At 68.7% G+C, this 21,939-nt stretch carries 22 protein-coding genes; 3 read left to right on the top strand and 19 right to left on the bottom strand.

Annotation, left to right across the window (positions count from 1 at the left end):
* Position 1: 1 nt before the first annotated feature.
* The 19 genes from ACEVFP_RS10660 to ACEVFP_RS10750 all read right to left on the bottom strand — a co-directional run bounded on the left by ACEVFP_RS10660 (position 2) and on the right by ACEVFP_RS10750 (position 17,912).
* A complete protein-coding gene (locus ACEVFP_RS10660; RefSeq protein ID WP_374999439.1) occupies positions 2–736 on the bottom strand; it encodes a class I SAM-dependent methyltransferase in 735 nt (244 codons plus the stop codon).
* Positions 723–1,937, bottom strand: a complete 1,215-nt coding sequence (locus tag ACEVFP_RS10665) for a glycosyltransferase family 4 protein (RefSeq protein ID WP_374999440.1) — start codon at positions 1,935–1,937, stop codon at positions 723–725. The genes ACEVFP_RS10660 and ACEVFP_RS10665 overlap by 14 nt, the downstream gene beginning before the upstream one ends.
* A gap of 71 nt (positions 1,938–2,008) precedes the next feature.
* Positions 2,009–2,791 (bottom strand): glucose 1-dehydrogenase, encoded by a 783-nt coding sequence (locus ACEVFP_RS10670; protein ID WP_374999441.1) that lies wholly within the window; start codon positions 2,789–2,791, stop codon positions 2,009–2,011.
* The gene (locus ACEVFP_RS10675) at positions 2,791–3,708 is read right to left on the bottom strand and encodes a 3-oxoacyl-ACP reductase (RefSeq protein WP_374999442.1); all 918 of its coding nucleotides are present in this window, start codon (positions 3,706–3,708) and stop codon (positions 2,791–2,793) included. The genes ACEVFP_RS10670 and ACEVFP_RS10675 overlap by 1 nt, the downstream gene beginning before the upstream one ends.
* A complete protein-coding gene (locus ACEVFP_RS10680) occupies positions 3,705–3,905 on the bottom strand; it encodes a ferredoxin (protein WP_374999443.1) in 201 nt (66 codons plus the stop codon). The genes ACEVFP_RS10675 and ACEVFP_RS10680 overlap by 4 nt, the downstream gene beginning before the upstream one ends.
* 40 nt (positions 3,906–3,945) lie before the next feature.
* Positions 3,946–4,737 (bottom strand): hypothetical protein, encoded by a 792-nt coding sequence (locus tag ACEVFP_RS10685; RefSeq protein ID WP_374999444.1) that lies wholly within the window; start codon positions 4,735–4,737, stop codon positions 3,946–3,948.
* A gap of 3 nt (positions 4,738–4,740) precedes the next feature.
* Positions 4,741–5,247, bottom strand: coding sequence for a hypothetical protein (locus ACEVFP_RS10690; protein WP_374999445.1), 507 nt, complete (start codon positions 5,245–5,247; stop codon positions 4,741–4,743).
* Positions 5,244–6,377, bottom strand: a complete 1,134-nt coding sequence (locus ACEVFP_RS10695) for an MCE family protein (protein ID WP_374999446.1) — start codon at positions 6,375–6,377, stop codon at positions 5,244–5,246. The genes ACEVFP_RS10690 and ACEVFP_RS10695 overlap by 4 nt, the downstream gene beginning before the upstream one ends.
* Before the next feature lies 1 nt (position 6,378).
* Positions 6,379–7,734 carry an MCE family protein gene (locus tag ACEVFP_RS10700; RefSeq protein WP_374999447.1) on the bottom strand — a complete coding sequence of 452 codons (1,356 nt, stop codon included), beginning with the start codon at positions 7,732–7,734 and terminating at the stop codon, positions 6,379–6,381.
* Positions 7,734–8,924: an MCE family protein gene (locus tag ACEVFP_RS10705; RefSeq protein ID WP_374999448.1), complete on the bottom strand. Its 1,191-nt coding sequence runs from the start codon at positions 8,922–8,924 to the stop codon at positions 7,734–7,736. The genes ACEVFP_RS10700 and ACEVFP_RS10705 overlap by 1 nt, the downstream gene beginning before the upstream one ends.
* The gene (locus ACEVFP_RS10710; protein ID WP_374999449.1) at positions 8,924–9,910 is read right to left on the bottom strand and encodes an MCE family protein; all 987 of its coding nucleotides are present in this window, start codon (positions 9,908–9,910) and stop codon (positions 8,924–8,926) included. Before ACEVFP_RS10710 ends, ACEVFP_RS10705 begins: the two co-directional genes overlap by 1 nt.
* Positions 9,910–10,983, bottom strand: coding sequence for an MCE family protein (locus ACEVFP_RS10715; RefSeq protein ID WP_374999450.1), 1,074 nt, complete (start codon positions 10,981–10,983; stop codon positions 9,910–9,912). Before ACEVFP_RS10715 ends, ACEVFP_RS10710 begins: the two co-directional genes overlap by 1 nt.
* 79 nt (positions 10,984–11,062) lie before the next feature.
* Positions 11,063–12,202, bottom strand: a complete 1,140-nt coding sequence (locus tag ACEVFP_RS10720; protein ID WP_374999451.1) for an MCE family protein — start codon at positions 12,200–12,202, stop codon at positions 11,063–11,065.
* 4 nt (positions 12,203–12,206) lie between these two features.
* Positions 12,207–13,046 carry an MlaE family ABC transporter permease gene (locus ACEVFP_RS10725; RefSeq protein ID WP_374999452.1) on the bottom strand — a complete coding sequence of 280 codons (840 nt, stop codon included), beginning with the start codon at positions 13,044–13,046 and terminating at the stop codon, positions 12,207–12,209.
* Complete coding sequence (locus tag ACEVFP_RS10730) at positions 13,046–13,819, bottom strand: MlaE family ABC transporter permease (RefSeq protein WP_374999453.1); 774 nt, start codon at positions 13,817–13,819, stop codon at positions 13,046–13,048. Before ACEVFP_RS10730 ends, ACEVFP_RS10725 begins: the two co-directional genes overlap by 1 nt.
* Complete coding sequence (locus tag ACEVFP_RS10735; RefSeq protein ID WP_374999454.1) at positions 13,810–15,378, bottom strand: FAD-binding protein; 1,569 nt, start codon at positions 15,376–15,378, stop codon at positions 13,810–13,812. Before ACEVFP_RS10735 ends, ACEVFP_RS10730 begins: the two co-directional genes overlap by 10 nt.
* Complete coding sequence (locus ACEVFP_RS10740; RefSeq protein ID WP_374999455.1) at positions 15,375–16,439, bottom strand: 2Fe-2S iron-sulfur cluster-binding protein; 1,065 nt, start codon at positions 16,437–16,439, stop codon at positions 15,375–15,377. Before ACEVFP_RS10740 ends, ACEVFP_RS10735 begins: the two co-directional genes overlap by 4 nt.
* Positions 16,432–16,770: a hypothetical protein gene (locus ACEVFP_RS10745; protein ID WP_374999456.1), complete on the bottom strand. Its 339-nt coding sequence runs from the start codon at positions 16,768–16,770 to the stop codon at positions 16,432–16,434. Before ACEVFP_RS10745 ends, ACEVFP_RS10740 begins: the two co-directional genes overlap by 8 nt.
* Positions 16,770–17,912 (bottom strand): Rieske 2Fe-2S domain-containing protein, encoded by a 1,143-nt coding sequence (locus ACEVFP_RS10750; RefSeq protein WP_374999457.1) that lies wholly within the window; start codon positions 17,910–17,912, stop codon positions 16,770–16,772. The genes ACEVFP_RS10745 and ACEVFP_RS10750 overlap by 1 nt, the downstream gene beginning before the upstream one ends.
* A 48-nt stretch (positions 17,913–17,960) precedes the next feature.
* On the opposite strand from ACEVFP_RS10750, the gene ACEVFP_RS10755 reads away from it, so the two are divergent.
* Genes ACEVFP_RS10755 through ACEVFP_RS10765 form a run of 3 tightly spaced genes read left to right on the top strand, consistent with a single transcriptional unit; the run spans position 17,961 to position 21,889 of the window.
* Positions 17,961–19,187: an acyl-CoA dehydrogenase family protein gene (locus ACEVFP_RS10755; protein WP_374999458.1), complete on the top strand. Its 1,227-nt coding sequence runs from the start codon at positions 17,961–17,963 to the stop codon at positions 19,185–19,187.
* Between the two features lie 24 nt (positions 19,188–19,211).
* The gene (locus tag ACEVFP_RS10760; protein WP_374999459.1) at positions 19,212–20,324 is read left to right on the top strand and encodes an acyl-CoA dehydrogenase family protein; all 1,113 of its coding nucleotides are present in this window, start codon (positions 19,212–19,214) and stop codon (positions 20,322–20,324) included.
* On the top strand, positions 20,321–21,889 hold the full coding sequence (locus tag ACEVFP_RS10765; protein ID WP_374999460.1) for an AMP-binding protein: 1,569 nt from the start codon (positions 20,321–20,323) through the stop codon (positions 21,887–21,889). Before ACEVFP_RS10760 ends, ACEVFP_RS10765 begins: the two co-directional genes overlap by 4 nt.
* The last annotated feature ends 50 nt before the right edge of the window (positions 21,890–21,939 follow it).

Here is a 21,939-nt window from a genome sequence, read left to right on the forward strand (position 1 = left end):
CTCAGCCCAGCTCGGCGTCGGGCTTGCGCAGGTACAGCACCATGCTCTTGCCGATGACCGGGTTCATGGCCTTCTCCGCCAGGCGGGTCGCGAGACTGACCCTGGGCGTCTTCATGAGGTCCCACACGAGCACCTGGTGGTACGCCCGCACGAGGGGGTGCTTGTCGTTCTCCACCCCCACGGCGCACTTGAGCCACCAGTACGGCGCGTGCAGCGCGTGCGCGTAGTCGATGCCCTCGAAGGTCATCCCAGCGTTCTCGAGCTTGCCGATGAGCTCTTTGTCGGAGTAGATCCGGATGTGGCCGCCCGGCGTGTCGTGGTAGTCGTGCGAGAGCTTCCAGCAGATCACCTCAGGCAGCCAACGGGGCACCGTGACGGCCATCGTGCCGCCAGGACGCAGGACCCGGACCAGCTCGCTGATCGCCTGGATGTCAGCGGGGACGTGCTCGAGCACCTCCGAGGCGACCACCCGGTCGAACTCACCGTCGGCGAACGGAAGCGCGAGGGCGTCACCTTCCTTGATGTCGGCCTCCGCACCGTCCGGGACCTCGCCGGCCTCCTTCATCGCCCCGAACAGCTCCAGGACGCCCGCCAGCTCGTCGGCGTCCTGGTCGAACGCCACGACGTCGGCCCCGCGCCGGTACATCTCGAAAGCGTGCCGCCCGGCACCGCAACCCATGTCGATCACCCGGTCGCCGGAACGCAGTCCCAGCCGGTCGAACTCAACGGTCAGCATGGTTGATCACCTCTTGGTAGGCGGCGACGGTGGCCTTGGCCACGGCACGCCAGCTGAACTTCTCCAGTACTCGTTCCCGCCCGGCACGCCCCATGGCCGCACGTCGCTCAGGGTCGTCGAGGAGCTCGGCGATGGCTGCGGTGAGCTCGCCGACGTCGCCCGGGGTCACCAGGGTGGCGCACTCGCCATCGTCACCGACGACCTCGGGGATCGCTCCGGCCCGGCTGACCACCAACGGAGTCTCGCAGGCCATCAGCTCCGCCGTGGGGAGTGAGAACCCTTCGTACAGCGAGGGGACGCAGGCGAGCTCGGCCGAACCCATGATCTCCACGAGCTCGGTGTCGCTGAGTCCGCTCACGAACGACACGTGCTCGGCGATGTCCAGCTCGTCGACGAGTCGTTCGGTGGGTCCGCCGGGCTTGAGGGTGGCGACGAGAACCAGCTCGAGGTCACGCTCCGTGCGCAGCTTGGCAAATGCCTCCAACAGCGTGGCGATGCCCTTCATCGGCGCGTCCGCGCTGGCCATCGCGATGATGCGGCCGGGAACTCGCGGCCCGGTCGGCACGAACACGTCGTCGACGCCGAGGGGGATGACCTCCAGGTGTGCCGGGTCGACGCCGAAGTCGGTCACGATGTCGCGACGGCTGGACTCCGAGACGGTGAGGACCTTGGGCAGCCGCCGGACGACCTTGCGCTGCATGCGCAGGAAGCCGTACCAGCGCCGGAGGGCGAGCTTCTTGCGCAGGCTCGGAGCGTTGGCGATGTCGATACGCCGGTCGAAGGTGATCGGGTGGTGAAGGGTGGCGATCACCGGGAGCCCTGAGGCGGCGATGTCGAGCAGGCCGTCACCGAGGGACTGGTTGTCGTGGACGACGTCGAAGTCGCCCCTGCGGCGCCTCATCAGCCGCGCCACGCGTCGGGAGAAGGTCTGCGGCTCAGGAAAGCCGGCGGTCCACATCGTCAGGACCTCGCGGACGTCCAGGAGGTCGCGGAACTCCCGCCACGACGGCGTGCGGAACGGATCGGGCTCGCGGTAGAGGTCCAGCGACGGAACCTTCGTCAGCGTGACGCCCTCGTCGAGCTCTGGATAGGGCTGTCCGGAGAACACCTCGACGGTGTGTCCGAGCGCCGCCAGCTCACGACTGAGGTGGCGGACGTAGACGCCTTGGCCGCCGCAATGTGGCTTGCTGCGGTAGGACATGAGTGCGATGCGCAGGGGTCCGCCTCCTCGATGGAACGTGAGAACTGGTTCTATCATCCGTGCCCGTCGGGTCAGCGGACGGCTCCCCCGTCGTTGCCGGGATAGAACGAGTGGGTTGCCGTCACACCACCATCCACGGCGAACTCGCCGCCCGTGGTGTAGCCGCTCTCGTCGCTCGCCAGGTGCACGTACAGCGGCGCGACGTCCTCGGGCGTTCCCACCCGTTCCAGCGGAACCCGGGTCGCCCCCCACTGCATGGCCGCGTCACCGCCGTGCGCCTGGGTCATCGAGGTGTCGATCATGCCGGGGTGCACCGAGTTGACCCGTACGCCGTGGGCGCCCAGCTCGACGGCCGCGGCCTTGGTCATGCCGCGGATCGCGAACTTGGTCCCGGTGTACGCGGTGAGGTGCGCCATGCCCGCGAGCCCCTCCACGGAGGAGCAGTTGATGATCGAGCCCCGCCGGCTCTTCTTCATGGCCGGCGCCACGGCCCGCATCCCGAGGAAGCAGCCGCGCAGGTTGATGTTGATCAGGAGGTCCAGCTCCTGCAGCGGCATCGTGTCGACCTCACCGAAGCGCAGGATGCCGGCATTGTTGACCAGGACGTCGACCGCGGTCCCGAACCACTGCTCGGCCTCGCCCACGACGTCGTCCCAGGATGTCGGGTCGCTCACGTCGTGATGGATGAAGCACGCGGCGTCGTCGAGGTCGTCGGCCAGGGCGTCGCCGAGGTCATCGGCGACGTCTGCGACGACCACCCGGGCACCCTCTGCGACGAACGCGCGAGCGATCGCCGCCCCCTGTCCCTGGGCTGCCCCGGTGATGATGGCGTGCTTGTCCTTGAGTCGAGACATCAGTTCTCCTGGAGGGTGAGGACGGAGTCGGCAGCGAAGCAGAGCTGTGGGTCACGGTCGGCGAAGAAGCCGCCGAGACCACGGTCGAGCTCCTCGGTGGACCAGAAGTCCCCGGTGGCATCGAAGCGACGTTCCACGACGGGGGCCGCCAGGAGCGCCACGGTGCCGCCGTAGACGACGAACACCTGGCCGGTGATGCGGTCGGCCGCGGGCGAGGCGAGGTAGGTGACCAGGGGTGCCACGTGGTCCGGGCTGTACGGGTCGACCGCGCTGCCGGACTCCTCGTCCCCGGGCTCATGGGCACCGAAGACGTCGGCCGTCATGGCGGTGCGAGCCCGCGGACAGATGGCATTGGCCCGCACGCCGATGCGCGACAGACCGCGCGCCGTCGAGAGGGTCAGGGCGGCGATGCCGGCCTTGGCGGCCGCGTAGTTCGCCTGTCCGGGCGAGCCGGTGAGGAACGCCTCGGAGGCCGTGTTGACCACGGCGGCCTCCACCGGCTCTCCGGTGTCCTTGGCCAGCTGCCGCCAGTGGGCAGCGGCGTTGCGCGAGAGGAGGAAGTGACCGCGCAGGTGGATCCGCACCACTGTGTCGAACTCCTCGTCGGACATGTTGAACAGCATCCGATCGCGGGTGAGGCCGGCATTGTTGACCACGACGTCGAGGGAGCCGAAGCTCGCGAGCGCGGTCTGCACGATGAGATCCGCAGTGGCTCGCTCTCCCACGTCGCCTGGCGCGAGCGCCACGTCCGCACCGAGGGCCTTGACCTCCGCGGCGGTGTCGTCGGCGACCCCCGGAAGGTCGTTGAGCACCACGCGGGCCCCGGCTCGAGCGAGGGCGAGGGCCTCCGCCCGTCCGAGCCCGGCTCCCGCTCCCGTCACCACCGCGACGCGGCCGTCGAGACTGGTGCCGCTCATCGGTCCTCCACGATCCTCAGGGCGGACTTCGGGCAGGCCGCAACGGCCTGTTCCACCCGGGAGCGGTTCTCGGCCGTGACCCTCGGATCCTCGACCTGCAGGTAGTCGTCGTCATCAACGTGGAACACGTCGGGCGCGAGCCCTTCGCACAAGGCGTTCGCCTCGCACGCGTCGAAGTCGACCTCGACCGTGGTCATGGTGCTCTCCATTCCGCCTGATACTAGAACATGTTCTAGTCTAACCCAGGGCGCTCATGTTGGACATGGCCCACTCACCACCGTCTCGCTCCAACGTGACGACGAGGCTGTTCTGGTTCAGCTGCTGGTTCTGGTCGTCCCCGGTGCCGGCCGTCGTGGTCTGGTTCAGGAACACCAGCACCGTGGCCTCCTGCTCGGTCGCCTCGATGATGGCGGAGGAGACGACACTGGCCTCCAGCACGATCTCGTTCTCCACCGTGTTGGCCCGGACCTGCTCCATCGTCGCGTCGTACTCCTCACGGAACTCCGGCGTCATCCGGGCCCGAGCGGTCTCCATGTCGTTGTCGAGCGTCTCGTGGCTGTAGGACAACGCTCGCTGTGACAGGTCTGCGGCGGCGACCACCACCTGGGTCCGGGCCTGTTCCCCGACCAGCGAACCGTCCGGCGCCGTGGACGTGGAGGAGTCGCTCGTGACGAACCACCACGACGCGCCGACACCTGCCGCAGCAACGACGATCAGCACGACCAGCACGGTCGTGAGCCGGCCCAGCACCAGCCTCAGAAGGTCCCGAGGACTGGTGGGTGCCGCCAGGCGCGGCATCCACGACCTCGCCTTCGACAGCGCACCGGAGCCGGCCTCAGGCTCGGGCTCGGGCTCGGGCTCGGGCTCGGGCTCGGGCTCGGGCTCAGGCTCGGGCGACGATTTCCTCGCCGCCTGCGATGACTGCTGCGGCGTCAGGTCAGACGAGCAGTACCGGCATCGCGTGGCGGCCGCCTTGATGACCTCCGCGCAGTAGGGGCAGGTGCGCTGATCACGCTTGATCCTCACCATGGCTCAGCCCACGAACTCGAGCTGGGAGATCAGCCAGCGGCCGTCCTCCTTGGTCATGGTGAGCTTCATCCGCCAGCTCCGGTTCTCGGTCTCGCCCTTGGTGCCCTTGTTCCGTACCTCGCTCCCGGCGGCCACGAAGGCCGATGCGGAGTCGTCGGTGACCTCGCCCAGGCCGACCTCCTCCACACTCCCCTTGGAGTACGACTCCTCACTGGTCGCGGCCTCCTTCAAGGAGTCCACGGACGCCTCGTACTGCTCCTTGAACTCACCCGTTGCGTGGTCGAGGACCTCGTCGGTCAGCTCGTCCATCCTGGTGTGGTCGGTCGTCAGGAAGGCCAGGGTTCCCGCACGTGCCGCGCGGGTGATCTCGGTGTGCTCCTGCGCCGTCCGCTCGGCGCTCGTCGTGACCGGGACCGCCCCGACACCCCGGAACGCGAAGAGCACCAGCCAGCTCAGCAAGGCGAGCAGCACCACACCGAGCGCCACGTTGACCATCGAGGCGCGAGTCACTCGTCCTCCCCGAGGTACTCGCTCCGCCAGTCGATGGGTGGGGGCGCGTGCTTCATCCCCCGCATGTTCACGGGAGCGCCAGAGTCGCACTCTGCGTCGAAGAACGGCATGAAATCCTCCTCTGCGGTGGATCGCCACTGTCCGGGCGGGAGGTACCCGTCCGTGCACGGCTCGGGCATGAAGTTGAGGTTCAGGTTGACCCGGCCGAACTTCTGCTCCCCGGGCGTGAGCGCCGACGGGCCCGCTGCGACCAGACGCGGAAAGGTGACCAGGAGCTGTTCCAGCGCCGGCAGACGAGCATTCAGGACGTCGGCGACGCTCACCAGGCGGGTCAGGAACGGCGGCAGCTGCTCATCGAGCGTCTCGACCAGCAGGACCAGCTCGTCGGCCGTCGGGCCGGCGCGCTCGAGGATCGTGCGCAGGTCGGCATCGGAGTCTGCCAGCGTGCCGGTGAACGCCGCCAGGTCACGCGAGAGGGACCGGATCTCCGCATCGCTCTCCGCCTGGGTCCGCAGCACCGTCTCGGAGTTGTCGAGCAGGTCGAAGGTCGCCTGCTCGTTCTGCCGAGCGGTCTCGATGAACGCCTGTGCGTCGTCGACCATCGAACGCAGCGGACTCGCGTTGCCGCGGAACGCGTCACCGAGCTCGGTGACCACGGTGTTGAGCTCTTCGCCGTCGAGGCTGGAGACGAGCCCGTTCAGGTTGGTGAGCAGCTCCTCCTCACTCGTCGGGAGACTGTCCTCGGTGCCGTGGACGGTGTCCCCGTCCTCCAGCCACGGGCCGGACGCTGATCCCGGCTGGAAGTCCAGGTACTGCTCGCCCACGGCGCTGAGGTTGTGCACGAACACCGGCGCATCCGCCGGAACCTGTGCGTCGTCCTCGAGTGCGACCTCCACCCGCAGCCCCGCGTCCTGGACGGCCATCGTCGTGACCTGGCCGATCTTGACCCCCCGGTACGTGACCTCACTGCCCTCGAACAGGCCCCCGGAGGTGGGAAGCAGCACGTGCACCGTGTACCCGCGCCCCAGGGCACGGTCCAGGAAGCCGAGGTAGGAGCTGCCGACGTACAGCAGTCCCACCACGCTCAGCACGACGAAGGCGACCAGCCTGATCCTGACCCCGGCTCTCACGTCATCCACCCCCTGCGAGTCGACGAAGGATGTCCTCGACCAACGATGCGTCCGCGTCGCCGCCAGCCTCGGCCCCCGACGCCCCCTCGCCACCAGAGCCCTGCAGGGCAGAGTCGTGGGCCGATGGGGCGCCACCGCCCGGTGACCCGCCCGACGGGTCGCTGTGGTCTTCTCCCCGGAGGTTGCCCAGCAGCGCCGACACGTCGTCGACCGCCCGCTGGTCGCACAACGGCAACGCCGCAAGCAGCGAGCAGAGATCGTCGATCGCATCACCCACCGGGGAGCAGATCGGGGCCAGTGGTGTCGCGCGGCACAGGGTGGTGAGGTCGTCGAGGGTCGTGGGCAGCAAGCCCCCCTCGTCCACCGGGGTCAGCTTGACCTGCAACCGGAAGATGACGTTTGCGTAGTCGCCCTTGATGGTGTCGGCCGCATTGATCGGGAAGGGATAGCTGGCCGCGGCCACTGCGCCGGGAACGAGCGAGTCCCCCGTGTCGGCGAGGTTGCGCAGGATCGGCTCCAGGTGACGCAGGTCGGCCAGGAGATCCTCCTTGATCTCGCCGACCACCCGGGTGGCCACCACTCCGAGCTCGTCCAGCTCCGACAGCATCGTGACGAGCTGTTCCTGCTGGTCGCGAAGCTCGGTGACCGCCGGCGCGATCTCGTCGAGGGCCTCGGTGATGGTCTCCTTCTCGGCGACGAGCGTCTCGCTCAGCCCGTTGACGGACTCGAGGGCATCGACGATGTCTCCGCGCTGGGTGTTCAGCGTCGAGACCAGGGTGTTGACGTTGCGCAGGACGTTGCGGACCTCCCCGGTCCGGCCCTCCATCATCTCGTTCAGCTCGTGCGAGATAGTCTGCAGCTGTCCGACCCCTCCTCCCGTCAGCAGGAGCGACAGCGCGCCCAGGACCTCCTCGACCTCCGGGTTGCGGCCGGTGCGATCGATGGGGATGACGTCCTGGTCGGCGAGCCTTCCGGAGCTCGTGGGCTCATCGTCGGTGTCCGACGTCTGGGGTGCCGACAGCTCGACGTACTTCTCGCCCAGCAGGCTGCTCTGACGGATCTCGGCCTCGGTGTCTGCCGGCAGCTCGACGTCCTTGCGGATCCGCATCGTCACCCTGGCGTTCCAGCCGGTCCTCGTGACCGACTCGACCTGTCCGATCGGGATGTCACCGAGCCGCACCGTGGAACGGGGGACCACGTTGAGCACGTCCTCGAAGTCCGCACTGATCTGGAAGCCCTCCTCCACCGTCACCTCGTTGCCCGGCAGCGGCAGGTCGTGCACGTCCGGGAACGAGCACCCGCCGAGCAGGAGCGCCAAGGGCAGTGCGGCCGCCATGGCCGTCCGGAGCCGCCGCATCACAGGTCACCGCCCAGCATCGTGGAGAGGGAGGGCGGGCCGTCCTGCTGCGGGGTCACGGAGCCGGAGGCTGGCTCCGTGCCGACTGACCCCTCCTGCTCGGCGATGTCCGACGGGTCGCCGTCGCCGGACGTCGCGGGGATCAGCGGTCTCAGCAGGCTCGTGATGATGTCACAGACGCTCTGCGGAGCACCCGCGTTGACGAGGGTCTGGCACAGGAACTGGTCAGGCCGGTTCAGGATGCCCTGCGCCACCTGCACCCGGGAGCCGAACGTGCCGGTGGTCGGTTCGTAGGCCACGGCAAGGTTGCCCATGGCCAGTGCCCCCTTCTGCACCACCAAGCCGACGGAGTCCTTCTGGTTGTCGACCCGTTCGAGCAGGCTGTCCAGCAGGTCGACGTTCTTGCCGAGCGAGTCCCGGTTCTCCTGCACGAACCCCTCCACGGACCCGAGCACCTGCGCCAGGGACTCCAGAAGCTGCTTGAGCTCGTCCCGCTCGCCGGCGAGCTGGCCGGAGACCGACGAAAGATCCTTGATGAACGACTCCACGGTAGCGTCGTTCTCCGCCAGGGTGTCGGTGAACTCCGCCAGCGAGCGGACGTTCTCAAACAGCGGGCCCCGGTTGCGCGCGAAGGTGTCGGCCGCGGCCGACATGTTGCGGATCGCCTCCGAGCCGCGCTCCCCGTTGCCCTCCAACGCCTTGGCGCCCGCCGTGAGCAGGTGGCCCAGCGCTCCCTCGCTCGCACCTTCCTCGGGACCGAGGGTGGTCGAGAGGTCGTTGAGCGCCGTGAAGGTCCGGTCCAGCTCGATCGGCGTCTTGGTGCGCTCCAGCGGTATGTCGTCCCCGTCGGCCATGGCGGGACCTCCCCCGTAGGCCGGGGAGACCTGCACGTAGCGGTCCGCCACCAGCGAGGACGTCACGACAGCGGCCTCCGCCTCGGCCGGCAGCTCGTACTCCTGGTCGTACCTCAGCTCCACGCGGACACTGTTGCCGTCCGGGACGACTGCCGTGACCTCACCGATCCGCACCCCCATCACTCGAAGGTCGGTGCCCGGGTAGACGGCGACCGCCCGGTCGAAGTGGGCGGTGATCGTCCGGGTCCCGCTCCCCGGCGCGAGCACGAGCGCGGTCATCAGCAGGGCGGTGCCCACCGCCACCATGGAGTACGTGATCTTCTGCGCCCAGCCCATCACTGACCACCCCCGGGCGGCACGGGCTGGAACTCACCGGTGAACACGCCGGTGATGTTGGGGACATAGGCATCGAACCACGGGCCGGTACCGATGATGTTGCCGAGGATGTTCACGTAGGGACCGTAGTTTCGCAGCAACGTCTCGATCTGGTCCTCCCGCGCGTGCAGGAACCCCAGCACGTCCTCCAGCCGATCGAGGGTGGGCCTGAGCTGATCGCTGTTGTCCTCCACCACGCCGTCCAGCTCGGTGGCCAGCTCCTCGGCGTTGACGAGCAGATCGTGGATGGCGCGCTTGCGCCGCTCCAGCTCCTGGAACACCAAGCTGGCCTCCTCCATCAGCTTCACGAGGTCGCCCTTGCGCTCCTCGAGCAGCGTGGTGACGTTGCTCGATCGGCGCAGCAGCGTCTCGATCTCCTCATCGCGCGAGGCGATCGTGGTGGACAGCCGCGACAAGCCGTCGAGGCTCGAGCGCACCTCCGGTGCGGCGGCCTCCAGCGTCTCGGCCAGGGCCTCGAGGGCCTGCGTGAGGGTCTCCTTGTCCGTCTCCTCGGTCTGCGTGGTCAGCTGGCCCAGCGTGCCGACCATGTCGAACGTGACGTCGGTGCGATCGATCGGGATCGTGGCGCCCCTCTCCAGGGTGCCCTCGCCGGCCGGCGTGATGTTCAGGAACTTCTCCCCCAGCAGGCTCTTGACCTCCACACCTGCCCTGGTCGACTCACCCAGGGCGGCGTCCTTGACGTCGAACTCGGCGACCACCTTCTCCGTGCCGATGCGCAGCTCGTTCACCCGGCCCACCCGCACGCCGGCGACCTGGACCTCACTCCCGACGCTCAGCCCGCTCGCGTCCGCGAGCTCCACGTGGTAGGTCGTGCCGCGAAATCCCGGGAGCTTCTGGAGGTTGAACGATGCCGCCAGGACGAGCAGCAGCAGCGCCAGGGCGATGACGCCCATCTTCTGGAGCTGCAGGTCGCTACGTCGAGCCATCAGTCCTCCTCACACCGCTGCGCCTTGCTGCGCAACGTGAACTCGGACATGGCCTGACGCACCGACTCCGGCAGGGCATCCATCAGCTCCGACGGCAGCACGACCCCGCCTTGGAACTCGCAGAGGTAGTAGTTGTACCAGGACCCGTACACACCGATCCGGGTCTGCTTGGAGAGCATCTCCGGCAGCGTCTCGAGCGTCTGTTCCAGATAGTCCTTGTTCTCCGGCTTCGACAGGAGCGTGAACAGGCGGCGCAGCTCGGCGACGTCCTCCTTCAGCAGGGGCCGGCTCCGGGTGAGCAGGTCGGCCACCGACTCGCTGACCTCCGCGATGCTCGAGATCGACGACCCGATGACCTCCCGGTCCTCCGACAAGTCGGTGAACCACGACCGCATGCTGGTGATCAGCTCGTCGAGCTGCTGGCTGCGATCGTCGACGGTCGTGGTGAGGGTGGTGAGATTGTCGACGACCTCGCCGATGAGCTCGTCGCGATCGGCGAGTGTCTCGGTGAGCGAGGCCGTGTTGGCCAGCAGCTCCTGGACCGTGCCGCCCTCACCCTGCAGGACGCGGACGAGGTTCAGCGACAGCTTGTTGACGTCCTCTGGCCGCAGCGCGTCGAACAGTGGCTGGAACCCGTTGAACAGCTCCGTCAGGTTGAGGGCCGCGGTGGTGCGGCTGAGCGGGAGGGTCGAGCCCGGGTCGAGCTCCGGGCCGCCCTGCTCGTCCTCGCTCAGCGCCATGTACCGGTCCCCGATCAGGTTGAGGAACCTGATGCTCGCGTGCGACTCGGAGGTGAGCGGCACGTCGTCGTCGACCTCGAACGTCACCAACGCCTGGGTGCGGCGGTGGATCTCGACGTCCTTGACCTTGCCCACGACCACCCCGGCGATCCGCACGTCGTCGCCGGAGACCAGCTCCGACGCACTGGTGAAGACCGCCTGGTACTCGGTCTGGGGGCCCCGTCCGAAACCTCCCATGATGCTCACCAGCAGACCGGTCACCGCCAGGGAGACCGCAGCAAAGATCCCGAGCCGGACCCCGGCCAGCAGGAACGTCTGGTCACGACTGCTCATCGCGCCACCACCGTCAAGAAGTGCACAGAGTGCTGCGGCGGCGCGATGAAGTCCTGATGGCTCACTCGCTGGCGCTTGCTCACGGGATCCCCCCGTCCGGCTCGTCCTTGTCCGTCCCGTCCGCCAGCGGCAGGAACGGCGCCGGCTTCTCGTAGTCGTCCGGCAGACCGAGGCACCACGGACCGCGACCGATCTCGCCGTAGACCGGTGCATCTGCGGGACCATAGGCCGAGCGCTGCGGGGCGCCGAGCTCGAGGGTCTGGTGGATGATGCCGTCCTGGAAGACGTTCTTGGTGTCCTCGATCTGGCGGTCGAGACCGGTCAAGAGGCAGGGCAGCTGGGGTGAGTAGGTGTCCAGCAGGGCCAGCAGCGGTCGGCCGGACTGCACCCCGTCGACCAGCAGCTCCTCGTGCTCCGACACCGTCGCGCGGGTCATCTTGGCCAGGCCGGTGAGACTGGCCAGCGCACGATCGAGATCACCGCTCTGCTCGTTCACCGTCCGCGCCGTCACCGTGGCGTTGCGGAGCACGTTGACGAGATCGGGTGCGGCCATGTCATAGGTCTCGGTGACGTCGGCGAGCAGCTGCAGGTCGGTTCGCAGGGTCGGCAGCTTCTCGTTCAGGCCGTCGAGGTACCCGTCGAGCTCGACGAGCGTGTCGCCGATCTGGGCGCCCTTGCCCTGCAGCGCGTGCGCCACCGCGTACAGGGTGGCGTTCAGGTCCTCCGGACGCACGGACCGCAGCAGCGGGAACAGGTCGGCGAGGATGGTCTGCAGCTCGACGTTCGTGGTGACGCGCTCGGCGGGGATGACCGATCCGTCGCGCAACGGCCCGTTGGAGACCTCGCCGTCCCCAGGGACGAGCTCGACGAACTTCTGGCCGAACAAGGTCGTGGGCACGATGCGCGCACCGACGTCGCTGGAGATCGCACGCGCCGAGTCGGGCTCCAACGCCAAGGTGATCTCAGCCTGGCCCTGGGTGCTCTGGATCTCCTCGACGTAGCCGATCAGGGCACCGTGCATGCGCACGTCACCGAAGCGCGACAGCTGCAGGCCGGCTCGCTCGGCCATGACCGTCACCGTGGTGGTGCGCGTGAACCTCTTGTCGTAGATCGCGATCGACAGGGCGATCAGCATCGCGATCGCGAGGACGAACACGACCCCCGCGACCTGCAGACGTCGGTGTTCCCCGGGCGAGTCGTGGAAGAGGTTGACGAGCATGGGACTACCCCGTGATCCGCACGGTCGTGGTGGAGCCCCAGATCGCGTAGCTGAGGAAGAAGTTGGCGATCACCACCGTGACGATGGACGTGCGGATGGCGCGTCCGACCGCCTCACCCACACCGGCCGGCCCGCCCGAGGCCGAGAAGCCGTAGTAGCAGTGGATGAGGATGATGGCGACGGCCAGCACGGCCAGCTTCCCGAACGACCACAGCACGTCTCCTGGCGGCAGGAACTGCCGGAAGTAGTGGTCGTAGGTGCCGACCGACTCGCCGTAGAGCATGGTGGTGATCAGTCGTGGGGAGAGGTAGGAGGCAAGCAGGGCCACCGTGTACAGGGGCATCACCGCGACGAACCCGGCGATCATGCGAGTGGTCACCAGGAACGGGATCGAGCGCACCCCCATGACCTCGAGAGCATCGATCTCCTCGTTGATGCGCATCGATCCGAGACGCGCCGTGTACCCGCAGCCGACCGTGGCGGCGAGTGCGATCGAGGCGACCAGCGGTGCCACCTCACGGGTGTTGAAGTAGGCGGAGATGAACGCGGTGAACTTGGCGACGCCGATCTCGCTCAGCGAGGCATAGCCCTGCAGTCCCACCTCCGTGCCGGCGAAGAACGCCAGGAAGGCGATGACGCCCACCGTGCCGGCGATCAGCGTCAGTGCACCGACCCCGAAGACGATCTCCGCCAGTGTCTTGGAGATCTCCTGGCGGTAGGTGGCGAGCACGCGTGGCGTCCACGCCAGGGCCCTGCCGTAGAACAACAGCTGGTCACCCCAGGTCTCCAGGCTCAAGCGACGGGACCGGACGAAGGAGGACCCGGCCTCGGTCAGGGCGCTCATCACACACCCGCCTGCGGGACGACCTGGAAGTACAGCGCCGTGATGATCGTGTTCAGCAGGAAGAGCAGCATGAACGCGAGGATCACCGTCTCGTTGACGGCGCGCCCGACGCCGCTCGGCCCACCGGCGGCGTTCAGTCCCTTGTGTGCGCCGACGATGGCCGCGATGAAGCCGAAGCACCCGGCCTTGACCATGGCCACGTAGATGTCGGGCAACGTGGCGAGCGCGGTGAACGATGAGAGGAAGGCACCGGCCGACCCGCCCTGGGCGATCACGATGAAGTAGTAGCCGCCCGCGATGCCGGCCGCGATGACGATGCCGTTGAGCAGGAGGGCCACGGCCACGGTCGCCAGGGCCCTGGGCACGACCAGTCGCGCCACGGGATCGATGCCCAGCACCTCCATGGCGTCGATCTCCTCGCGCATCTTGCGTGCGCCCAGGTCGGAGCAGATCGCGGACCCGGCCGCACCCGCGATGATCAGCGCCGCCGCGATCGGCGCCGCCTCCCGCACCGTGGCGAGCACGGCGGTCGCACCCGCGAACGACTCGGCGCCGAGCTGACCGGTGAGGTTGCCGACCTGCAGGGAGATGACGGCACCGAACGGGATCGACACCAGGATCGCGGGCATCATCGTGACCCTGGCGACGAACCACGCCTGCTCGACGAACTCGCGTGCCTGAAATGGCGTCGTGAACGTCAGCCTCAGGACGTCCCATGCCAATGCGGTGATGGCCCCCGGTCCTCGCACCACTGCTGCAGGACTCAGGCCCATGTCTCCTCCTGCCGCCCCGTTACCCGGTGGTTCCCGGTAGAACGACCCGGCGCGCCGTCGGTGATGTCCCCCGCGCCGGCACCGGCGGCATGTCTGCCTGCTCGCCGGCCGAAGAACGACGCCTCGCCCAGCTGGATTCCCGAGGAGTAGCCACGACCGTCGATCGCGATGTTGGAGGCGCAGGCTCCCACGGCATAGACACCGTCGATCACGCTGCGGTCCCGCCCCAGGAGCCGGCCGTCGTGGTCGACTCGCAGGCCGCCGCAGGTGAAACCGGCGTAGAAGCACCGGCCTGGAGTCAGGTCGTAGGCGCCGTACGGCGGGGTGTCGAGCGGCTCGACGTACTCGGCGCTCTTGTGGAGCAACGGATCCCGACCGTCGCGCGCCGAGGCGTTGTACTCCCGGAGTGTTCGCACCAGCGCCCCCGCCGGCACCCCGAGGCCCACCTCCATCTCCTCGATGGTCTCCCACCCGTCGACGAGGGGTTGCAAGCCGTACTCGGGCTCAGCCATGTGCGCGGAGTCGAGGACCAGCCACGCCTCCTGGCCGGGTTGGTCGAGCACCCATGAGGTGGTCCGCGAGTGATAGGAGTCCTCCGCGACGAACCGTTCACCACGATTGTTGACGCAGATGCCCTTCACGAGCTCGCCCGGCGGATAGAACGGCCCGGTCAGGAACGAGCCGTCCATGTGCTCGGGCACACCACCGATCGACTCCCCCAGCCGGATGCCAAGACCGTCGTCGTGCGGGTTGCCGAGCGGCATCCCGCGCTCCAGCAGGGCCTGGAGCCTTGGCGCGTGCTGGCGCACCATCTCGGTGTTCATGACGAAGCCGCCCGCGGCGATCACAATGGCGCCGGCGCGCACGGCGCCGGTCTCGTGGAAGTGCTTCCACGTGGCGCCCACGACGCGCTCCTCGGCCCCCTGAGCACCGGCGGCCTGCTGCTCGACGACCAGTCCGGTGACCCCGGTGTCGTGGCGAACCGGCACGCCCAGCTCCTCCAGTCTCGCGAGCGCGAGCTCGAGCACCACCGAGCCACCGCCGAGGTCACCCTCCACCGGGGGCTTGTGTCCACGAGGGGCCGGGACCGCCATGGTGTCGAAGGGCCACAGCCGCTCGTTGCCGCTGAACATCACCCCCTGGGTGCCCGGCTGCATGGCCGCCTTGCCCGGCCAGAACGAACGCTCGAACTCAAGACCCAGCGACTCCAGCCAGCCGAAGTGCTCGACGCTGCCCTCGCTGTACACGCGGATCTTCTCCGGGTCGCACTCGGGCGAGAGCGCCGAGAGATAGGTCGCCATCTCGGCCGGTGTGTCGTCGAACCCGGCCGCCTGCTGAACGGGCGTGCCGCCTCCGAGGTAGAAGTGCCCGCCAGCCATCGCGGTGGTGCAGGACAGGCGTCCACCGCGGTCCAGGACGAGCACGCGGGCACCCGAGCGCGCCGCCTCGATCGCGGCGCAGACCCCTGCCATGCCCGCGCCGACCACCAGGACGTCGACCTCGTCCGACCAGGACGACACGGTGCCGGCATCTGCCACGGCTGGGATCTCGGCGGTCATGAGTACGTCACCCGGACCTTCTCCGTGGCTGCTTCGCTCTGGCAAGCGAGCCGGATCCCCTCATCGAGGTCCTCGTCCTCGAGCACGTCGTTGTTGCGCATGCTGACCTCGCCCTCCAGGAGTCGCACCGCGCAGGCGGAGCACTCACCCAGCCGGCAGGAGTAGGGCGCCTTGATCCCCTTGTTCTCCAGGTGCTCCAGCAACGTGGTGCCGGGCTGCCAGTCAGTGAACTCGTGATTCTCCCCGTCGAGGTCGACCTGCACGTGCGCGGCGCCTTCCACGGAGCCGTCGCTCGCGTCGAGGTCAGCATCTGACGGGACGTCCGGGACAGGCTCGACCCCGAGGTCGAAGGGATTGCCACCCAGCGAGACGAACTTCTCCTGGTGGCGGCGCTCGCGCGGGAAGCCCAGCTCCTTGAGCGCGGCCACCGCGGCCTGCATGAACGGGGCGGGGCCGCACACGAAAGCGTCCCACGCGGTGTACGGGGCCGCGAACGCGCGCAGCTGGTCCTGCGTCGGGACTCCCTGCACGGACTCCAGCCAGTGCACCACCTGCAGGCGGTCGGGATGCTCCACCGCGAGCTCGGCCAACGCCCCAGCGAAGATCACCGAGCACTCGTCCCGGTTGGCGTAGAACAGGACGATCCGCCCGGATCCCCGCGCCAGCGCGGTACGGATGATGGACATGTTCGGCGTGATCCCGCTGCCGCCGGCCAGCAGCAGCAGGTCGGCGTCCAGGTCCTTGGGGGTGAAGATCCCCGCTGGAGGGAGCACCCGGAGCCGGTCGCCGGGCTTGAGCTCCTCACAGATCCAGCCCGACGCGTACCCCTCGGGGGTCCGCTTGACGGTGATGGTGATGGGGCCGTCGTCTCCGGGCATGGAGGAGAGCGAGTAGCTGCGGGCGACCAGGCCGGTCCGCTCGCTCGGCACGGCGACCGTCAGGAACTGACCCGGCGTGTGCTGGAAGTGCTCGCGGTGCGCCCCCGGGTCCAGCACCACGGACCGGGCGTCGGCGCTCTCCTCGACGACGTCCAGCACGTCGAGCTCGAAGGACTCACTCATCGTTCAACATGGTTCGGGACGTCTCTGCGTCGACGGGGTCGACGCCCGCTCCGACCGGGACGACGCCGTCGCGCACGGCTGCCTCGATCGACGCGACCAGCTGCGGACAGGCCTGGTGCACCGCCCGGCCACCCTGCTGTCGGGACAGCTCGGCGAAGGTCTCGCAGGTCCCGGGCTCCTGGGTCCACTGGATCGAGGTGTGATGGTCACTGTTCTTGCGCACCTTGACCTGCACGGGGCAGCTCAGGCACGCCACGTCGACCAACCGACTCCTGGTGTAGAGCTCGCGGTCCGCCAGGGTCTCCGCGCTCGACGGGACGATGTAGGCCATCAGCGCACAGCCGTCTCGGCTGCGTCCTCGGCGTCCTTGCGTGCGAGATTCTCGGCCACCTCGGCCCGCCAGTTCTCGTTGGCCTTGCTGGTGTCGACCTCGAACTCGAACCGCTCGACCATCTCTGGTTCGACGTCGGCCCGGTCGACGTAGAACTGCTCGTACCAGCGGCGGAGCTGGTAGACCGGCCCGTCCTCCTCGCACAGCAGCGGATTCTGCACCGGCGCCTTGTTCAGCCAGATGTCGACGTCCTGCAGGAAGCCCTGACCGAAGGTCTCCGCGTACCGCCGGCCGATGTACTGAGCGGTCTCCTCATCGACCCCCTCGGGCTTCTCCACGACCAGGCCGTACTGCAGGTTGAACGAGCTCGGTCCGGTCGGTACGTGGCAGTTGATGAGGATCACCTTCGTTCGGAAGCCCTTGTAGTCGGTGTCGAGCCAGTTGACCATGTATGACGGCCCGTAGTAAGTGGCTTCGGACTTCAGGATGAGATCCTCGTCCCCGTAGCCCTCACTCTTCATGTCCGGTCGCCCGGTGGACTCCATGAACTGCGTGGCCTTGTCACCCTCGAACACGTTGCGGAAGTCGGTCGGGAACGCGAAGTGGACGTAGAAGAAGTGCGCCATGTCGACGACGTTGTCGATGATCTCGCGGCAGTGGGCGTTGCTCACCTCGATGACGTTCCAGGTCCAGTCGGTGTAGCGGTCGGTGCCCACTCCCTCCAGCTCCGGTGGCAGGGCCTCGAGGTCGGCGGGGCTCCCCTCGGGGTCGTGCCAGATCAGCAGCTGGCCGTTGCGGACCACGCTCTCGTACCGAGTGGTCCGGGCTCGCAGCGGAACCCGACGGGCGTACGGGATCTCCTTGCACCGCCCGTCGCCGCCCCAGCGCCAGTCGTGGAACGGGCAGGCGATCTCATCGCCCTTGACCGCACCCTGCGTCAGGTCACCGCCCATGTGCCGGCAGTAGCCGTCCAGGACGTGCAGCTCACCCTCTGAGTCGGCCCACACGACGAGCTTGCCGCCGAAGGCCTGGACCGCGTGTGGCGAACCGTCGGCGAGGTCACGCTCAAGACCGAGGCAGTGCCAACCCCGGGCATATCGCTCTGGAACAGAGCCGGTGTCCAGCACACGAGTCTCAGTCACGGCTGCCTCCCTATGGACCAAAACAAGAACACGTTATAGTTTTACCACATGCACGTCGCCCTGACACCCGATCAGCTCCGGCTCCGCGATGAACTTCGCGGCTACTTCGCCGAGCTGGTCACACCCGAGCGCCGAGCCGCCCTCGCCGCATCGTCCGACCAGTTCGACCACGGCGCTGTCGGCGATGGCACGGGCGGTGGTGAGTTCGGAGGCGCCGCCGCCTACAAGGAGATCATCGCCCAGCTCGGCGCCGACGGCTGGCTAGGCATCGGCTGGCCGCGGGAGTACGGCGGTCAGGACCGCTCGATGGTGGACCAGCTGATCTTCACCGACGTCGCTGCCGTGGCCGGCGTGCCGATCCCCCACCTCACGCTGAACACGATCGGACCGACGATCATGCGGTTCGGCACGGCCGAGCAGAAGGAGTACTTCCTGCCCCGCATCGTCCGCGGTGAGGTGCACTTCTCCATCGGCTACTCCGAGCCGGACTCCGGCACCGACCTGGCGTCGTTGCGCACGCGCGCCGAGCTCGACAGCTCGACGGGTCAGTGGGTGATCAACGGGCAGAAGATGTGGACGTCGCTGATCCAGTACGCCGACTGGCTGTGGATGGCGTGCCGCACCGAACCGGACCTGCCCCGCCACAAGGGTCTGTCGTTGATCCTGGTCCCCGCCGACGCCGAGGGCTTCTCCTACACGCCCGTGCACACGGTTGCCGGAGTCGGCACGAGTGCCACCTACTACGACGACGTCCGCGTACCCGAGGAGAACCTGCTGGGCGAACGCGGCGGCGGCTGGGCACTCATCACCAACCAGCTCAACCGCGAACGAGTCGCGCTCACCTCCTCCGCCGCGCTCGTGCACTCCCTCGAGCTGGTCACGGACTGGTCACGCCAGACCAAGGACCCCAACGGCGTACGCATCATCGACCAGCAGTGGGTACAGATCCTGCTCGGTCGGGCCCATGCCCGAACCGAGGCGCTGAGGCTGATGAGCTACAAGCTCGCGGCCGAGATCGACGACCTGTCCCCGGCGGAAGCCTCCGCCACCAAGGTGTACGGCTCGGAGCTGGCCACGGAGGTCTACCGCGCCCTCATGGAGGTCGTCGGGCCCGTTGCGTCGATCGCGGGCGACTCCCCCGGCGCCGTCCTGGCCGGACGTCTCGAACAGTACTTCCGCAATTCGCTCATCATGACCTTCGGCGGTGGGACCAACGAGATCCAGCGCGACATCATCGGTCAGGTCGGGCTCGGCCTGCCGGCTGCCCGACGCTGACGACCAAGCTGAGGATAGACGCCCATGGACTTCACCTTCACCACCGAGGCCGAGGAAGCCGCCGCGCTGGCCGCGACGATCCTCACCGACCACACGACGCCCGAACAGCTGGCGAAGGTCGAGGCCGGCGGCGATCGGCTCGACCCGGTCCTGTGGCGTGCCCTCGGCCACGCCGGCCTGCGCTCCCTCACCACGCCTGAGGACGAGGGGGGCGGAGGGCTCGGCCTCGTCGAGCTGTGCCGCGTCCTCGTGGAGGTCGGGCGCACCGTCGCCCCCGTCCCGCTCGCCTCGGACACCGTCGCGCGCCTGTTCGTCGCCGAGCACGGCACGCACGAGCAGCGCCGACTCGCCGCACCCACGCCGGACGACGGGTGGGGCAACGTGCTGAGCCTGGCGATCGCCGAGGAGCACGAGCACGTTCCCACCGTCCCGACGACGACGGCGACGCTCGACGGCGCCGGGTACGTCCTCGCGGGCACCAAGCATCTAGTGCCCGCAGCCACGGTGGCGAGCATGTTCCTCGTGCCCGCCACCACGCCCGATGGCGTCGTGGTCTTCCTGGTGGACGCCGCAGCGGTGGGCATTCGCGAGCAGCGGCTCAGTGACGGCGACGTCGTCGGACTCCTCGACCTCGACGACGTGCAGGTCCCGGCCGAACGACGGGTCGGCAGTGCCGGCGAGAATGGGAGTGCCGAGCGCCTGAGGGATCTGGCGACCGTCGCGACCTGCGCCGTGCAGCTCGGCGTCACCGAGCACGCCCTCGGCCTCACCGCGCAGTATGCGAGCACCCGCGAACAGTTCGATCGCCCGATCGGGTCGTTCCAGGCCGTGTCGCAGCGCCTCGCCGACGGTTACATCGACACCCGGCTGCAGGCGCTCACGCTCTGGCAGGCCGCGTGGCGCCTCCAGGCGGGCGTCCCCGCGGAGGACGCTGTCGCCACCGCCAAGCTCTGGGCCGCCGATGCTGGTCACCGCATCGCCCACACGACGGTGCACGTCCATGGCGGCGTCGGCATCGATCTCGACGGCGTGCCCCACCGCTACTTCACCGCCGCCAAGCGGCTCGAGAGCGAGCACGGCGGGGCCACGGAGCAGGCACTGCGGCTCGGCCGCCTCCTGGCGGCCGGCCCCGCATGACGGTCCGGGACCTGCTGCTGGCACGCGCCGGGCAGGACACCCCGGCCCTGCTGACGCACGGGCGGACCTGGACGTGGCGCGAGCTGGTCGCTGATGCATCGGCACGCGCAGCAGCGGTGACGCGCCTCCTCGACCCACGCAAGCCTCCACACGTCGGACTGCTGCTCGACAACACGCCCGAGATGCTCCTCGGCCTGGCCGCTGCGGCGCTCGGTGGTCACGTCGCGGTCGGGGTGAACAGCACCCGGCGCGGCGCGGCCCTGGTGGCCGACCTCCATCGGGCCGACGTCCAGTGCTTGGTGACCGACCGCAGTCAACGTCATCTGCTCGACGGGCTGGACCTGTCAGGCATCACCGTGATCGACACCGGCGATTCCATGTGGCGGGACGCGGTGAGCAGCGAGCGGCCCGTCCCGGCGGACGTGGGGCGGGCGTGCACCGGCGAGTCCCTGTTCATGCTGATCTTCACCTCGGGCACGAGCGGGCGCCCCAAGGCGGTGCGGATCACCCACGAGAAGGTGACGGGGCCGGGACACCACCTCACCGCGCGGCTGGGGCTCACCGAGGAGGACGTGCACTACGTCGCCATGCCCTTGTTCCACTCCAACGCCGTCATGGCGGGATGGGCGCCGGCCCTCGTCACGGGCGCCGCGGTCGCGCTGCGGGAGCGATTCTCCGCCTCTGAGCTCCTGCCCGACGTCCGCCGGTTCGGCGCCACCTACGCGTCGTACGTCGGCAAGGCCCTCACCTACGTGCTGGACACCCCCGAACGGGCCGATGACGCCGACAACCCGTTGCGCCTCGTCTTCGGGAACGAGGCCGGCGATCGCGACACCGAGTCGTTCGCGCGACGCTTCGGATGCCGGGTGGTGGACGGTTTCGGGTCGACGGAGAACGCTGTCGTCGTCAGCAAGGTCGCGGGCACGCCCGCCGGCGCGCTGGGCTGGCCGGGCGAGGGCGTCGCCGTCCTCGACCCCGAGACCGCAGGTGAGTGCCCGCCGGCGACGTTCGACGCGGCCGGCCGCGTCACCAACCTCGACGCATGCGTCGGGGAGCTCGTCAACACCCACGGCACCGGTCAGTTCGCGGGGTACTACAACGATGACGAGGCGAACGCCGAGCGGATGCGCGGCGGCATGTACTGGTCCGGTGACCTCGCCTACCGTGACTGCGACGGCTGGGTCTGGTTCGCTGGTCGAACCGCTGAGTGGCTGCGGGTCGACGGCGAGAACCTCGCCTGCGCCCCGATCGAGCAGGTCATGCTCCGTCATCCCGCCATCAGCCAGGCGGCGGTGTACGCCACGCCCGACGAACGCTCAGGGGACCAGGTCGCCGCAGCGCTGGTGCTGCGCGGCGACCTGACGGCCGATGCCTTTGAGCGCTTCCTCGACGACCAGAGCGACCTCTCACCCAAGGCCCGCCCTCGCTACGTGCAGCTCGTCGACGACCTCCCCCGCACCGCGACCCACAAGGTCCTCAAGAGGGATCTCGCTGGTCTCGGGAGGTTCGCCTGGGTCCGCGAGGAACGCGGGACCGGCTATCACGTCTGCCCCGACGCTCCCTGAGCACGACGAGCTCCCTCTGGGCGCCCCGGTGAGCGCACGGGCCACGTCCT

The organism is Aeromicrobium sp. CTD01-1L150 (genome assembly GCF_041951745.1).
GTDB lineage: Bacteria > Actinomycetota > Actinomycetes > Propionibacteriales > Nocardioidaceae > Aeromicrobium.